The organism is Bacillus sp. 5RYD7K (assembly GCF_059831465.1).
In genome coordinates this window covers 2,191,302-2,206,119 of record NZ_CP191200.1, presented here as the reverse complement: position 1 = coordinate 2,206,119, position 14,818 = coordinate 2,191,302, and the positions used below count along the sequence as shown (strand labels likewise).

Annotated in this window: 14 protein-coding genes; 2 read left to right on the top strand and 12 right to left on the bottom strand. The window is 46.5% G+C overall.

What is annotated here, in order from left to right:
- Positions 1-106: 106 nt before the first annotated feature.
- The 7 genes from ACQE26_RS11085 to ACQE26_RS11055 form a co-directional block, all read right to left on the bottom strand.
- Positions 107-3,268 (bottom strand): bifunctional cytochrome P450/NADPH--P450 reductase, encoded by a 3,162-nt coding sequence (locus ACQE26_RS11085; protein ID WP_500469380.1) that lies wholly within the window; start codon positions 3,266-3,268, stop codon positions 107-109.
- 27 nt (positions 3,269-3,295) lie between these two features.
- Positions 3,296-3,862 carry a TetR/AcrR family transcriptional regulator gene (locus ACQE26_RS11080; protein WP_016938851.1) on the bottom strand — a complete coding sequence of 189 codons (567 nt, stop codon included), beginning with the start codon at positions 3,860-3,862 and terminating at the stop codon, positions 3,296-3,298.
- Between the two features lie 208 nt (positions 3,863-4,070).
- A complete protein-coding gene (locus ACQE26_RS11075; RefSeq protein ID WP_045926782.1) occupies positions 4,071-4,610 on the bottom strand; it encodes a class I SAM-dependent methyltransferase in 540 nt (179 codons plus the stop codon).
- A 172-nt stretch (positions 4,611-4,782) separates the two neighbouring features.
- Positions 4,783-4,938 carry a hypothetical protein gene (locus ACQE26_RS11070; RefSeq protein ID WP_201025252.1) on the bottom strand — a complete coding sequence of 52 codons (156 nt, stop codon included), beginning with the start codon at positions 4,936-4,938 and terminating at the stop codon, positions 4,783-4,785.
- A gap of 173 nt (positions 4,939-5,111) precedes the next feature.
- Positions 5,112-5,252, bottom strand: coding sequence for a YrzI family small protein (locus ACQE26_RS11065; RefSeq protein WP_016938849.1), 141 nt, complete (start codon positions 5,250-5,252; stop codon positions 5,112-5,114).
- A gap of 389 nt (positions 5,253-5,641) precedes the next feature.
- Entirely contained in the window at positions 5,642-6,442 is an 801-nt protein-coding gene (locus ACQE26_RS11060) for a formate/nitrite transporter family protein (protein WP_500469377.1), read from the bottom strand.
- Positions 6,443-6,707: 265 nt separating this feature from the next.
- Positions 6,708-7,076, bottom strand: coding sequence for a Na-translocating system protein MpsC family protein (locus ACQE26_RS11055; RefSeq protein ID WP_016938847.1), 369 nt, complete (start codon positions 7,074-7,076; stop codon positions 6,708-6,710).
- A 304-nt stretch (positions 7,077-7,380) separates the two neighbouring features.
- Here ACQE26_RS11055 and fdhF point away from each other — a divergent pair, with 304 nt between their 5' ends.
- Both fdhF and ACQE26_RS11045 read left to right on the top strand, forming a co-directional pair.
- Positions 7,381-10,323: a formate dehydrogenase subunit alpha gene (gene fdhF / locus ACQE26_RS11050; protein ID WP_500469375.1), complete on the top strand. Its 2,943-nt coding sequence runs from the start codon at positions 7,381-7,383 to the stop codon at positions 10,321-10,323.
- A 17-nt stretch (positions 10,324-10,340) separates the two neighbouring features.
- Positions 10,341-10,832 carry a helical membrane plugin domain-containing protein gene (locus tag ACQE26_RS11045; RefSeq protein WP_438420287.1) on the top strand — a complete coding sequence of 164 codons (492 nt, stop codon included), beginning with the start codon at positions 10,341-10,343 and terminating at the stop codon, positions 10,830-10,832.
- 40 nt (positions 10,833-10,872) lie between these two features.
- Here ACQE26_RS11045 and ACQE26_RS11040 read toward each other — a convergent pair whose 3' ends face one another.
- The 5 genes from ACQE26_RS11040 to ACQE26_RS11020 all read right to left on the bottom strand — a co-directional run bounded on the left by ACQE26_RS11040 (position 10,873) and on the right by ACQE26_RS11020 (position 14,658).
- Positions 10,873-11,103, bottom strand: coding sequence for a YrhC family protein (locus ACQE26_RS11040; protein WP_016938844.1), 231 nt, complete (start codon positions 11,101-11,103; stop codon positions 10,873-10,875).
- An 83-nt stretch (positions 11,104-11,186) separates the two neighbouring features.
- Positions 11,187-12,329, bottom strand: a complete 1,143-nt coding sequence (locus ACQE26_RS11035) for a bifunctional cystathionine gamma-lyase/homocysteine desulfhydrase (protein WP_500469372.1) — start codon at positions 12,327-12,329, stop codon at positions 11,187-11,189.
- A 1-nt stretch (position 12,330) separates the two neighbouring features.
- Positions 12,331-13,254 (bottom strand): O-acetylserine dependent cystathionine beta-synthase, encoded by a 924-nt coding sequence (locus ACQE26_RS11030; RefSeq protein WP_438420289.1) that lies wholly within the window; start codon positions 13,252-13,254, stop codon positions 12,331-12,333.
- A gap of 46 nt (positions 13,255-13,300) precedes the next feature.
- Entirely contained in the window at positions 13,301-13,996 is a 696-nt protein-coding gene (gene mtnN, locus ACQE26_RS11025; RefSeq protein ID WP_060964679.1) for a 5'-methylthioadenosine/S-adenosylhomocysteine nucleosidase, read from the bottom strand.
- A 20-nt stretch (positions 13,997-14,016) separates the two neighbouring features.
- Positions 14,017-14,658 carry a class I SAM-dependent methyltransferase gene (locus tag ACQE26_RS11020; protein ID WP_438420290.1) on the bottom strand — a complete coding sequence of 214 codons (642 nt, stop codon included), beginning with the start codon at positions 14,656-14,658 and terminating at the stop codon, positions 14,017-14,019.
- Positions 14,659-14,818: the final 160 nt, after the last annotated feature.

Here is a 14,818-nt window from a genome sequence, read left to right as displayed (position 1 = left end):
GCCGGCACGATACTCCCTATAACTATTCCTTTTGATTCAGTAGATTTCAAATATCGTGCCGGCTTTCTTCAATTAAATAACATTCTTCATTTGCCTCACACTTCTGTTACACACCTGCCCAAACATCTTTCGCATATCTGCCTTCCGCTTGCAGCTGTTCAAGCCAATTCAAGGAAACTTTTGAATCAGTGTTATGCACCTTTTCATACGCCTGAAGCAGTACGTTTTCCACAGCCGGAGCCATTTTGCTTCCGTCACCGCATATATAGAGATGGCCGCCTTGGTCAAGAAGCGCAATAATCTGTGCAGCCTCGCGAAGCAGGACATCCTGTACATATACTTTACAATCCTGATCTAACCTGGAATACGCCCGATGCACGGTAACAAGGCCGTTTTTCTCCGCCTGGTCGAATTCATCTTTGTACAGATCGTCTTCTTCAGGATGCCTGCAGCCGAAGTATAAATGAGCTTCGCCCAGGCTGTGACCGGACATTTTTTCGGCAGCCCGCGCCTGGATAAACCCTCTGAACGGCGCAATTCCGGTGCCCGCCCCGACCATAATGAGAGGTGTTTTCGTATTTTCAGGCAGTGAAAAACCGGACTGCGGTGAGCGGATGAAACATACGGCATGATCGCCATTCTGTAATCCGGCTAAATAGTTCGAAGCCACGCCCCGGTATTCTCCCCGGCCGCTCCACGCCGGAGCTGTCACAACGCCGACTGTGATACTGAGCTCTCCGCTTTTTGCCTTCGGTGAGCTTGAGATTGAATAATAGCGCGCCTTCAATGACGGCAGAAGTTCTAAAAAGCGTGCAAACGGCAGTTCACAAGCCGGATATTCTTCCAGCAGATCCAGCATGGTCATTCGTTTTTTCAGCACGTTTTCTTTATATGCCGCGTCATCAGAATAAAGATGCTCCAATTCTTTTTGGTGCGGCGGGCATACAGTATGAGCCGCAAGTTCGCGAAGCTGGGCTCTCGTTGCCGGTTCCTGCAGCTCTACATATGACGCCAAAATCTCCGGCGCATTAACTGCCCGGTCCATTGGCAGATGAGGCAACTGACGCCCCTTGATCTTAAAGGGCTGATTCGGATCAAGACCGAACCGGCGAATAACACGGCTGATCAGCTTCCCGCTGTTTTGCGGAAGCACCCCAAGATGGTCTCCTTCCTGATAAGTTTCTGTTTTCGGAAGACGCAGTTCAATATGCCGGACTGAGCGCTTGCTGCTTTCGGTATGAAGCTCTTTGTTTGTAATCACTTGCGCCTCAAATGCTTTATACGTTTTGGCAATCGGCGTTTCAGCTGCTTCACTTACGTATTCTATTGATAACTGTGATTTATTCTGCTGTTTTGGAGCGGCTTCTATATGAAAAGCCTTGATGATGTCCTGCCAGAATGAGCCTTCCCAAGCTTCCTGACTGTACTCAAAATCATCGGCATTGTCGCCCTCTCCGAGAGAGGTCAGCCGTGTTGCGCCTTTTTCTTCAAGCACTTTGTCTATAAGGCGTGGGATTCTCTGGTAAGTGGCGGCCCAGTTGCGGTCTCCGCAGCCGAAGACGGCGTAAGAAACACCCTTTAATTCCTGGTCTTCAAGGGTTTCCATCCATTTCACAAAACCCGCCGCATTATCAGGCGGCGCTCCGTTGTAAGAAGCCGTAACAATAACGACAGCGCCTTTTACAGGCAATTTCCCGGCATAATCATCGAGCGGGCCGGTTTCAGTTGAAAAACCTTTGCTTCTGCCGATGTCAGCCAGCTCTTCCGCGATCCCTTCCGCAGTTCCTAAATTTGATCCGTAAAGAATGAGAAGCGGAGTTCCGTGGGACGGTATTTCTTCCGTTTCTTCTTTGTGACCGCTGTTTTCAGCTTTATGGTTCTGTGCGGGCTGCTGATTGGACACGTCCTTGTTTTTCACACGAATTTTAAAATCACCAGGCTTAATGGTTAAAGCTTCTTTAATCGTAAGCTCATAATCCGTGTGATCAATCAGTTCAAAGTGTTTAAGGACAAGCCCGAGCACCATTGTCGCTTCCTGAAGGGCAAACTGCATCCCGATGCATGCGCGCTGTCCGTTTCCGAACGGCTTATACGCATCGGCCGGAATTGCCGCGGGATCACTGAACCTTTCCGGGCGGAATAACTCGGCATCTTCTCCCCACGCGCTTTTATCCCGGTGCAGCTGCGGAGTCAGAATCGTCACCGGCTGTCCTTTCTCAATCGGATATTTTCCGCCGAGAACCGTATCTTCCTTTGCGTACAGGGAAAATGCCGGGGCAGTCGGATAAAGCCGCAATGTTTCGTTTAACACCATGCGGATATATGTCAGCTGCTGAATCTGCTTATATTCAGGTGTCTCTCCCGTCAGCACCCGTTCGGCTTCCTCAACGGCTTTTTCCAATTTATCTTTATTTTTCAGCAGGCAGTAAATCGCGAATGAAAGCAGTCCGCTTGTGGTTTCATGCCCGGCGATCAAAAAAGTAATGATTTGATAGCGGATATTTTCATCATCCAGCCTTTCACCCGTTACAGGATCTTTCGCTTCAAGCATCAATGATAAAAGGTCAGACAGATTCTCATCCGGATTTTCCCTCCGCTCAGCAATAATCCGGTCTACGAGTTCATTCATCACTTCAATATCCTGCTGGAACTGATGTCTCGTTTTAATCATCAGCTTGTCCTGCAGGCTGTGTCTTTGTGATTGGCGCATTGCCTCCTGCAGCGCACGAAGCATGCTCGTGATAAAAGGATGCTGTGTATCGCGGTAAAAGCTGTTAAAGCGGTAATGAAATCCGCACAGACCGATTGTATCCAGCGTCAGGCGTGTCATATCTTCAGCGACGTCAATTTCTTCATTCGGATTTAATCTGCTCCACTTCTGCACGAGCTGCATGGCAATATCAAGCATCATTGAGTGATAGCCTTTCATTGCTTTCTGACTGAAGCTCGGCAGTAAAATCCGATGCGCTTTCTGCCAATTCTTTTCGTTTGTCCAGCTCGTAAATAATCCGTCACCGCCAAATTCACGGACTTTGAGCAAGGCTTTGCTGAGGTTTTTGTCAAATCGCTTTTCATCACAGACTTCTGCCGCAAGTTCACGGCCTGATACGAAAACCCCGACAGAGCTCGGAAATTCAAAACGAAAGATCGGGCCGTATTCTTCGGCAATTTTCCAAAGCGATTGTGAAAGTTTTTCTTTTTCCAAGTGAGGGAGATTTTTCAGTGGTCCGTATGTTTTCGGCTGCGGTATAGCGTTTAGCTGTTTCATATCGATCTTCCTTCCTTCGGCGAATAATTAATGAGTTCGGATTGCGTCCCAAGAGCATTGCTCCAATTCTTTCAGAAACGGTTTTGTGATTTCAACGCTTCCCGTCCGGACAAGCTGATAGAGTTTGAGATATGCCCCTAGCAAAATCGCCATCAGCACATCGGACGGCAGATTCCGGAGCACGCCTTCAGACTTGCCGCGCTGAAAAAAGACGTCAAGCATTTGTGTGATTTCATCAAGAAGCTTACGGCTCGTTTCATTCAGAAAGTAGGCGTCCTTATTCGTTTCAAGAAAAAACAATGCATACTCGCTTTCCTTCGTAAAATCAATCAGGCAATAAAAAAGGTGATGGAACCCTTCTCTTACAGATATTTTCGAAAAATCAGTTTTGACTTTTTTCATAAAACGCTGCGCACTTTCCTGATACAGCACATTAACAAGCGTTTCTTTACTGTCAAAGTAACGGTAAATTGTGCCGGTTCCGACATCCGCCTGAGCGGCAATCATCGGAATCGTCGTTGCGTCAAATCCTCTCTCTGTAAACAAAGTAAGCGACGCTTTCATAATGAGTTCAACTTTGTTTGAAGCTGTCATCTAATCCCCCTTTTAAAATGTGCGGAATGAATATTCATTCCGTTTGTTCAAAATTTTTAATGTACGGTCATCTGATCATTATTGTATAAGAAAAAAACTTTTTTTAATATAAAACATGTGTGAAATAGCCAAAAATAAGGAAATATGCCCAATTTATAAAAAAGAGCTGCCGTGACTTAAGCAGCTCTTTTATTTCCCAAGAAATATTCTATTTAATGGCAGTGATAAAATGGAATGAATCTCTGCTGACAACTGAAATGTCTCTGAAATGCTGATCACGCAGCACCTGAATTACATCATTTTCGCTCATTCGTGAAGGCTTCAAAACCATATAAAAGGACCCGTCAATTTGAAGCACGCGGTACACTTCTTTACATGCTGTCCGGTAATCACTGACCGTTTCAGCAGTATGTAACGAGAAGACTTTATGAAAGCTGCGGTCGTCGAACGGAATGCTTTCAGGCCGCCCATGCTGAATGTTTCCGAGTCCGGCCTTTATGGCCGAACGGTTTGCGCGCTGTGTTTTCCGTATTTTACGTTTTGATGTTTCTATACTTTTAAGACTGCCCTTTTCAAGCTGTCCGATGATTTGTTTAAACATTGAGCCGTTTCCGGTTCCGATTTCCAGAATGCGGTCGTATTCCTGTATATCCATCATAATTTGCCGAATGACTGGTTGTGCCGGTTCTGATGTAGCAAAGTATTTCGCGCGCATTCGTTTTAATGCTGAAGATGTATGTTGCAACATTGTATAACACCCGCTTTTCTATTTCTGTGATTTATTATTCAGAAATAATATTACCTCCTATTAGTACGAGGTGCTAATTAGACGCACTTCTCTTCATAAATGTTTCGATTTAATTGAAATTTATATCAGTTTTCATAAAAAAAAGACGGAAAACGTAGGTTTTCCGTCTGCTCTAGTACCAATAATACGGTGTTATATATCTTGTCTGCCGGGAAAGCGCCGCCATTCTCTGACGGCGATACGGGTTGCCGTAGCCGTGTTTAAATGAATGGGGCATTGACGCATACCCGTGTCCGATAGATGGAATTCTGTTCTGTCCGTCCTGCATGCTATCACCCGCTTACCGATTTATCTTTCTTTACCATGGTATGCAGGCCGTCTGCGCGGTGACAGCAAAATTCCAGCTAAACCTGGTCCTTCTCCATTGTGTAATGATTCAGCAGTTCAATTCTGAACATGATGATCTCCTCCTTCTTCTCCATTTTGGCTCTTTTTGTTCACTCAGTTCATATAAAAATGTTTCATCTGGCGTTCTTTCGCTTCATTGTAAAACTCTTCGACCTGCTGTTCTCGTTCATATTCTTCAGCACTTTTAAAACGCTTTGAAATGGTCAGTGTCAAAAAGAAGAGATTAATGGTCATTATCGCTCACCCCCTTTCAATATCCGCACAGGCGAAAATAACCCGCAGCAAACTTCATATGTGCTGCGGGCAGACTAAATCCGCAGACAAAAGAAGCAGGTGCTTCTTTCCCTGCGGGGAGCTGCGAATGTCCTAAACTCCGAAATTAACGTGCTTAACAGGCAGAGGTTAAGGAAGGACACGAACTCTTCCACAGGCTGAATCGGTTCAATTTTCGGTTTTGCTTGCCGTTTAACGTTGTCATGTGACTCAACCTCCCTTTGCTTTTTTTCTTACTTTGTAAGTATATCCACGGTCTTCCAATTTGTAAACATTATTTTCAAGATTTGGACGGAAAATGTGTTGGAATTCCGCTTCAATTGTCCGTGTTTTCCGGCATCTTTCTTACCTCAGGAAACTCTTTTCATCCCTTGTTTATTCTGATCCTTTTTTGAATATGCAATAAAATAAATAAGGCCGACAAACACTGCGCCGCCGATCACATTCCCGATAAAAGCCGGAATGAGATTAAGAATCAGATCCCCCCATGAAAAAGAGCCTGCAAAAATTGCAGCCGGGATGATAAACATATTGGCGACAACGTGCTGAAAACCGATTGCGACAAACGCCATAATCGGAAACCATATACCCGCGATTTTACCGGCTCCGTCTTCTGCCCCGAAAGAAAGCCAGACGGCTAAACAGACAAGCCAGTTGCAGCCGATCGCCGACACAATGACTTTTCCAAACGGCATATCCAATTTGCCTTGTGCGACCGTAATCGTTTTTTCCAAATACGGCCCCGTTTCAGTTAACCCGACAACATGTCCGAAAAAGTAAGCGACAAACAGCGCGCCGACAAGATTCATTAACGTCACAATCATCCAATTTTTCACTAAAGAACCGGCGGATATTCTTCTGGAAAACAGCGCCATGGATACTGACATCATATTTCCCGTAATCAGCTCCGCGCCGGCAAGAACGACAAGCACCAGTCCGACGGGAAACACAGCCGCGCCGATTAAACTTGACAGGCTGCCCCATTCTTTCGGAAGATCTCCGATGACACGGATATCAAGCAAATAACCGAGTGCGATAAACGCTCCTCCTAAAAATCCTAATACGATCAGCGCTGAAAGCGGTGATTGCACCTTTTTTACCCCTGATTCGACCGCAAGCTCCGCTATTTCGTCCGGTTTACGAAAAGCCATCATTAAACCCCTCCATTATCAATTCATCCGGCAGTTTTCAAAAGGAACTTAATAAAAAAGGCAGCATTCAAACAGCCCGTCTGAAACGGGTTTGAATGCTGCCTAACTTGTATGCATACCCATACAACAATATCAAGCAGAATGAAAATGTTAGCTATAGAACATGTACAGCTCATGCACACATTCCATAAAAAATCGTCCTTAAGCCACTGCTGGCAGTTCATATCATATCAAATGTGACAATTTCGTGTCAATTGAATTTTTTTCAGCTTTTGATTTCTTCTCGGCGCTCTTCAATTGTTCGGTCAAATACGAATACAGACACCGCAATATTCTCTTCGATCTTGATGTCTGAAAACAGATGCACGAGCTTTGCCCCGATGAGCTCTTCCATTCCTTCAGGCGTTTGTTTTGAATATAGCTCCTGAATTAAGCTGGTCCGCGCCGCGTGAACCATTTCTCTTCCTTCAGGGGTGCGTGCGATAAACTGCTCACTTGCGCTTAAATTGCCGTAAAGCGTAGATACCGCCATGTTATCCACAAAAACGGTGTGAATTCGTTCCGGCCCTTTTCCAAATAATTCTTTGCGCAATTTCCGGATAATATCGTTAAATTCATGAATTTTTTTAGACATATTGTCCCCTCCGATTTTAGCCTATGAAAGACATTCCCGGTTCCCCTTTGTACATTTCACTTGGTTAAAGTTTTCCTTTCGTATTGTATTATAATAAATATCACCTTATAATAAAAGCAGTGAAGATGGATTCGTAATAGGAAACGTGTTATGTGTCTATCGTTTTATACAGATAGGATTGGTCTGTTAGTAAGACTTGCTAGTGAACTATTCCGCCATGCGTATTTATACCGATCTCCGGACAGGAGGCCGGTATCTATGTGCATGGCTTTTTTCGATTTTAAAAGATGGAGGGGAATTGGAAGTGACAGACGTTCAGTCTATCCGTGTCACAGTTGACGGCACGGAGTATGAAGCACCAGAGGGGACTAAAATTTTAGATATTTTAAATCAAAACGGAATTGAGATTCCGCAAATATGCCATGTACCGGAAGTGGATCCGATTCAAACATGCGACACCTGTATTGTTGAAGTAAACGGAAAATTGCAGCGCTCTTGTTCCACCGCAGCAGAAAACGGAATGTCAATCTCGCTTACGTCAGGAAGGGTAAAAGAGGCACAGACAGAGGCCATGGACCGCCTGCTCGAGAATCATCTGCTTTACTGTACAGTCTGCGATAACAACAACGGAAACTGCACGCTGCATAATACAGCGGAAATGATGGGAATTGAGCACCAGAAATATCCGTATACGCCGAAAGACGATTCAAAGTGCGCGGTGGATATGTCTCACCCGTTTTACCGCTATGATCCGAATCAATGTATTGCCTGCGGCCAATGTGTGGAAGTGTGCCAAAACCTTCAGGTGAATGAGACCCTTTCCATTGATTGGGAGCGCGACCGCCCGCGGGTCATTTGGGACGAAGGCGTCGCCATTAATGAATCTTCCTGTGTCAGCTGCGGCCAGTGTGTCACTGTCTGCCCTTGTAACGCACTGATGGAAAAATCAATGCTCGGCCAGGCCGGATTTATGACCGGCATCAAAGAAGACGTCATGGAGCCGATGATTGATTTAGTCAAAAATGTGGAACCCGACTATACAAGCATCTTCGCCGTGTCAGAAGTGGAAGCGGCTATGCGCGATAAACGGACGAAAAAAACAAAAACAGTCTGCACGTTCTGCGGTGTCGGATGCTCTTTTGAAGTATGGACAAAAGGACGTGACATCCTGAAAATTCAGCCTGTTTCCGATGCTCCGGTTAATGCGATTTCCACTTGTGTCAAAGGGAAATTCGGCTGGGACTTTGTGAATTCGGAAGAACGGATTACAAAACCGCTCATCCGGAAAAACGGCGCATTTGTTGAATCGTCATGGGAAGAAGCGCTTGACCTTGTCGCTTCAAGACTCGGTTCGATCAAGGCTGAGCACGGCAGCGGTTCTGTCGGTTTTATTTCTTCTTCTAAAATTACGAATGAAGACAACTACGTCATCCAAAAATTAGCGCGCCAAGTATTTGAAACCAACAACGTGGATAACTGCTCACGCTACTGCCAGTCACCGGCAACGGACGGCTTATTCCGCACCGTCGGTATGGGCGGAGACGCCGGCACAATTAAAGATATCGCAAAAGCGGGCCTCGTGCTCATCGTCGGCGCTAATCCGGCGGAAGGACATCCCGTTCTGGCCACACGCGTGAAACGCGCGCATAAGCTGCACGGACAAAAATTAATTGTTGCCGATCTGCGCAGAAATGAAATGGCTGAACGGTCCGACCTCTTTATCAGCCCGAAACAAGGAACTGACCAAGTCTGGCTCATGGCAGTGACGAAATATATGATTGACCAGGGCTGGCACGATCAAGCGTTTATTGATGAGAATGTCAACTACTTTGAAGATTATAAAGAAACGCTGAAAAAGTATACATTAGAATATGCGGAGCGCATCACCGGACTATCTCAGGATACGATCATCCGCATTGCCGAAATGATTCGTGATGCAGACGGCACTTGTGTTCTTTGGGGCATGGGCGTTACTCAAAATACAGGCGGCTCTGATACATCAGCGGCGATTTCCAATCTGCTGCTAGCCACAGGAAACTACCGCCGTCCGGGTGCCGGAGCTTATCCGCTGCGGGGACATAACAACGTTCAAGGCGCTTGCGATATGGGAACTCTCCCGGGCTGGCTTCCGGGATATCAGCATATTACCGATGATGCGGCCCGCGCTAAATTCGAAAAAGCTTACGGTGTCGAGATTGACGGCAAGCCGGGTCTTGATAATATTGAAATGCTCCATGCGATTGAAGAAGGAAAGATGAAGGCGATGTATCTTGTCGGTGAAGACATGGCGCTCGTCGATTCAAACGCCAACCATGTTCATGACATTTTATCCAGCCTTGATTTCTTTGTTGTGCAGGATATTTTCCTTTCAAGAACGGCGCAATACGCGGATGTCATCCTGCCTGCGGTTCCTTCTCTTGAAAAAGACGGAACATTTACAAACACAGAGCGGCGTGTGCAAAGATTGTATCAGGCGCTTCCGACGCTTGGTGATGCAAAACCGGACTGGTGGATTATTCAGGAAGTCGCCAACCGTTTAGGCGCTGATTGGAATTACACGCATCCAAGCGATATTTTCTCAGAAATGGCGAGCCTTTCTCCGCTGTTCGGAAAAGCCAGTTACGACGTTCTTACCGGCTGGAACAGCTTCTTATGGGGAAGCTTTACGGGAGAAAGCACTCCGCTTCTTTATGAAGACGGCTTTAACTTCCCTGACAAAAAAGCCCGTTTTGCCCTGAGCGATTGGGTGGAGCCTGCCGTATTCCCTGAAGAATATGACTTGCACATTAATAATGGGCGGATGCTTGAACATTTCCACGAAGGAAATATGACAAACAAATCTAAAGGCATTCAGTCTAAAGTGCCGGACGTATTTGTTGAAGTATCGCCGGAGCTCGCGGCTGAACGCGGAATTTGCGACGGAACAATGATCCGCCTCGTCTCTCCTTTTGGAGCGGTTAAATTGAACGCGCTTGTAACAGACCGCGTCCGCGCAAATGAGCTTTATCTGCCGATGAACTCTACAGATAAAGATTCGGCGATTAATTTCCTGACCGGGCCAGCGTATGATTCACGGACACATACGCCTGCCTATAAGCAGACAAAAGTCCGCATGGAAGTGCTCGGTTCCTGTGATACTCCGCCGCTTCCGAAAACGAATCCGCGGAACAAAAAACGTCATCCGCAAAATGGTGTGGAAGCTCAGCGAAAATGGAACCGTCCGGGCTATGTGCACTTAACTGATTAAGGAAAGGAGGAAGCATTATGGCAAGCCCAATTACTGAAATTCAAAAAGAAACAAAAACGGAGGAACAGCTGAAAGCAGAAAAGCTGGAAGAGCTGAAGACGCTTCTCGCAGAAAATGAAGAAGCCGTCGCGAAAACGATGTCTATTATGGCTGAGCTGAATGGCTTGGGCATTTTTGATGCCGCCGGCTATATGCTCCAGGCGAAAGAGGAAATTGCCAAAATCGCGCTCGGACAGATTTCCCGGGAACCTGTCACAAATCTCCTGAATACGATGATGGCAGCGGGAGGCGCGCTGTCAAAAGCTGATCCTGAATTTATGGGCAGACTTTTAGAAAGCGTCATGGCTGGAACGGAACAGGCGCAAAGCTTTTTAAAAGAAGACCGGAAAGTCAGTATGTTTGAACTGATGAAAGCCGCCGGTGATCCCGATATTAACCGCGCGCTCGGCTTCGGTCTGCAGTTTTTAAAAGGAATGGGAAAAGAATTACGGGAAACGCCGTCTGAGTAAGCAACGAAAAAGCCATTGTCTTTTGACAATGGCTTTTTTTTTATTCCTCGGCTTCTTCCAGCCTCTTTTTATAAATAAGTGAACGGTCCACGCAGAAATAAGCGCCCGCTAAAAATACACAATCCGTTACAAACATCAGCATTTTCTGGCCCGCAGTCAGCCCTTGTCCGGGAAGAACCGCGCCAATATAAATGAAGGTGCTGACTGCAAGCAGAATAAATGCGTAATGCTTAAAATCTTCTATTAATGATTTCAGTCTTTTGTTCTCCATATAAGGTCACCTGCCAGTTTTATAGTCTAACAACATTATAATATAAGCTGACAGCCGACAGAGAATGTAAATCTATCCAATCTTTATAAAAGTGAATCAAGCGCCTGTTTCACATCTTCCGTTAAATCCTCAGTATCCTCAATACCGACTGAGATCCGGACGAGCCCGTCTGTTATGCCAAGTGCAAGCCGGCGGTCGCGCGGGATTGAAGCATGCGTCATTCTGGACGGCACGGAGATTAAGCTTTCAACCGCTCCTAAGCTTTCCGCGATCGTAAACAGGTTCAATTTTTCTAAAAATGCGTCGACGCGTTCGCTGCTGCCGATATCAAAGGAAATCATTCCGCCGAAACCGGAGCTTTGCGCTTTTGTCAGCTCATGGCCCGGGTGTTTCGCTGATCCCGGATAGTAGAGCGTCTGAACGGCATCATGCGCTTCAAGCAGCTCGGCGATTTTTCCGGCGCTGTGATTGATGGCATCCATTCTGAGTCCCAGTGTTTTAATGCCTCTCATTAAAAGCCATGAATCCTGCGGTCCTAAAACGCCGCCTGTTGAGTTTTGCACGTAATGGAGCTTTTCACCGAGCTCCTTATCAGCCGTCACGACTAAGCCGCCGACGACATCGCTGTGGCCACCGAGATATTTTGTCGCGCTGTGCAGCACGATGTCAGCGCCGAAGCTGAGCGGCTGCTGGAAATACGGCGTGTAAAACGTATTATCGACGATAAGCAATACGCCCGCTTCTTTTGCGATGTCAGACATCAGTTTGAGGTCAGTCACTTTCAAAAGCGGGTTTGTCGGCGTTTCGATATAAATGGCTTTCGTATTCGGACGGATGGCTTTTTGGACTTTTTCTTTGCTGCTCGTATCGACAAAGTCCGCTTCAATGCCGAAGCGGTTCAGCACGCCTGTCATCACCCGGTAAGTGCCGCCGTATACATCATCCGTCAAAATAACATGATCGCCGCTGTCAAACATCATCATGACGGCTGTAATCGCAGCCATACCAGAACCGAATGCATATCCCGCCGCGCCGCCTTCAAGCTCCGTAATTAAACTTTCAAGAGCCGTCCGCGTCGGATTGGCCGTTCTTGAATATTCATAGCCCGTGTGCTCGCCCGCTTTCGGCTGCTGGTACGTGCTTACTTGATAAATCGGTACGGAAACCGCTCCGGTCTTTTCATCTCCCGTAATTCCTCCGTGCACCATCAGCGTTTTTTTCTTCATCTTACTGACCTCCTTGGAAAATGTTTTTGCTTATATAACGATCGCTGCCATCTGGGAAAATGGTGACGATATTTGAGCCGGCGGGCGCTTTTTTCGCTTCTTCCAGCGCCGCATATAGAGCCGCCCCTGATGAGCTTCCGATTAAAAGGCCTTCTTTCTCGGCCGCTTCTCTGACAAACGAAAACGCCTTATCGTCTTCCACCGTGTAAATGGCGTCAAAATGGCTCTCGTCCATATAATCCGGGATAAACTCCATACCGATGCCTTCCGTTTTATGGGCATGCGGCTCTCCTCCGTTCAGGATCGAGCCTTCCGGTTCAACGATCACCGTTTTGACGGCAGGATTTTTTTCTTTTAAATAAGCTGCCGTGCCGGCAAAGGTCCCGCCGGAACCCGCTCCGGCGACAAAGGTGTGGATATTGCCGCCGAGCGCGTTCCAAATTTCGGGACCGAGTGTTTTATAGTAAGTCAATGGATTTACTCGGTTTTTAAATTGCAAAACGGCATAAGAATTATTAATCTCTCTCTCCAGCTCAAGCGCTTTTCGGATGGCTCCCTGCATGCCTTCTTCTCTCGGCGTATGCACAATGTCCGCTCCGAGCGCTTTCATAATCTGCTGCTTTTCTCTGCTGAAATGCTCCGGGACGCAAAAAACGGCGCGAAGCTGGTGCTTTCTGGCGCACAGAGCGAGTCCGATTCCGGTGTTCCCGGCTGTCGCTTCAATGATAACGCCGCCCGGTTTCACCTTGCCCGTGCGAAGCGCATCTTCAATGAGCATCTCGCCCAGCCTGTCTTTAATGCTGCCGCCCGGATTCATCATCTCAAGCTTAGCATAAACCGCTGTTCCCTCCGGTATATCAAAATGCTTGAGACGGAGCAGCGGTGTATTTCCGATCAGTTCTGTAATATCTGTTATCACGTTCAATATTGTGTCCTCCCCCTGAAAGCGGAGGAGAACGAGAATCCCCCGCTTAGTGAATTCGTTTGATGACATTCAGGACAAGCTCAGTTGAATGAACGGCTGCCTGTTCTAAAAATTTATCAAATGAAACGTCAGATTCTTTTCCAGCAATATCAGATAAAGCTCTGATGACAACAAAAGGCGTTTGGAACTGGTGGCACACCTGTGCGACAGCTGCAGCTTCCATCTCAACCGCATACAAATCCGCAAACTTGGCGCGTACGTCTTCAACCCGCTTCGGATCATTCATAAAAGAATCTCCTGTAGCGATTGTGCCTTTTGCGACTTGAATGCCGTTCAGTTCAGAAACCGCTTCCTCGGTAATGCTGATCAGCTTTTCATCAGCCTTGTATGCTGCCGGAAGACCCGGCACCTGTCCGTATTCATAGTCAAACGCCGTCACGTCCACGTCATGATGGCGGACGTCTGTTGAGATGACGACGTCTCCTACATTCAATGTATGATGAAATCCGCCCGCTGAGCCTGTGTTAATCACATAATCAGGTTTGAAACGGTCAAGCAGAAGCGTCGTGCTGATCGCCGCGTTGACTTTTCCGATGCCCGATTTCAGCAAGATAACTTCGACGCCTTCATAGCTGCCCGTCGTAAACTCACAGTGAGCGATCATTTCTTGTTTTGCGTCTTTCAGTTTGCTTCTTAAAATCGTAACTTCTTCTTCCATTGCTCCGATGACTGCCAGTTTCATTTATACACAATCCCTTCGATTTACCGTTTAATCGCCTCCATTATCCAGACAAAGTCGTTTTGCTGCGTAAATCTTGCGGCAAATCCCTCAGCTGAAAAGATGTTTTTCATTGTCCCGAGTGTCGGATAATGTTCCGTCTTTAAATCGTCCGCTAATTGGTGATAGCCGTTCCGGTTTGCTTTTCTGACGGCTTCCCCGTATGCTTCATGATCTTTAAAGACGGTATCGGCAAACACTATTTTATCATGCTTCTGAAGGATTGTGCCATATTGCTTTACAGCCGCGTGCTTTTCTTCATCGGTTAAATGATGAAATGCGTACGAGCTGACGATGGTATCTATTTGGAAAGGCGGAGCAGGAAACTCCAGAAAATCCCCGTCACTGAACACAGCTCTGTCAGAAAGCTTGTCAGCTGCCAGTTTTCTCATTGACGGTGACGGTTCTACACCAAACACTTTTTTGTTCGCGGCGGCTAATTTCGCCGTTAAATTCCCTGTGCCCGGTCCGAACTCTAAAACGTTAGAACCCGAAAGTGCGACGATACTGTCAAGAATCTTGTCATACCCTTTAAAGACATCAGCATATTGTTCGTCAGCTCCGTGCACCGTGGCGTCATAAGTCGCTGCCCAATCTTCAAATAAAGGAATAAATTCACGGCCCATATTTTTCACTCTCCATAATTTATAATTCCTATGAGTATAGTATGGATTAATCATGGAACAGTTCCTATCCTATCACAAAAAAGAGCGAAAGGGTACTAAAATACTTTGGGATTATTGCGCAATTACAGCAGAAAGGCTTATACTTTCATTGACTCAGAAG

Bases quoted from the DNA above. Each gene is read 5' to 3' on its own strand.
- ACQE26_RS11085 (WP_500469380.1), bottom strand. From the start codon at position 3,268: ATGAAACAGCTAAACGCTATACCGCAGCCGAAAACATACGGACCACTG.
- ACQE26_RS11080 (WP_016938851.1), bottom strand. From the start codon at position 3,862: ATGACAGCTTCAAACAAAGTTGAACTCATTATGAAAGCGTCGCTTACT.
- ACQE26_RS11075 (WP_045926782.1), bottom strand. From the start codon at position 4,610: ATGTTGCAACATACATCTTCAGCATTAAAACGAATGCGCGCGAAATAC.
- ACQE26_RS11070 (WP_201025252.1), bottom strand. From the start codon at position 4,938: ATGCAGGACGGACAGAACAGAATTCCATCTATCGGACACGGGTATGCG.
- ACQE26_RS11065 (WP_016938849.1), bottom strand. From the start codon at position 5,252: ATGACCATTAATCTCTTCTTTTTGACACTGACCATTTCAAAGCGTTTT.
- ACQE26_RS11060 (WP_500469377.1), bottom strand. From the start codon at position 6,442: ATGGCTTTTCGTAAACCGGACGAAATAGCGGAGCTTGCGGTCGAATCA.
- ACQE26_RS11055 (WP_016938847.1), bottom strand. From the start codon at position 7,076: ATGTCTAAAAAAATTCATGAATTTAACGATATTATCCGGAAATTGCGC.
- ACQE26_RS11045 (WP_438420287.1), top strand. From the start codon at position 10,341: ATGGCAAGCCCAATTACTGAAATTCAAAAAGAAACAAAAACGGAGGAA.
- ACQE26_RS11040 (WP_016938844.1), bottom strand. From the start codon at position 11,103: ATGGAGAACAAAAGACTGAAATCATTAATAGAAGATTTTAAGCATTAC.
- ACQE26_RS11035 (WP_500469372.1), bottom strand. From the start codon at position 12,329: ATGAAGAAAAAAACGCTGATGGTGCACGGAGGAATTACGGGAGATGAA.
- mtnN (WP_060964679.1), bottom strand. From the start codon at position 13,996: ATGAAACTGGCAGTCATCGGAGCAATGGAAGAAGAAGTTACGATTTTA.
- ACQE26_RS11020 (WP_438420290.1), bottom strand. From the start codon at position 14,658: ATGGGCCGTGAATTTATTCCTTTATTTGAAGATTGGGCAGCGACTTAT.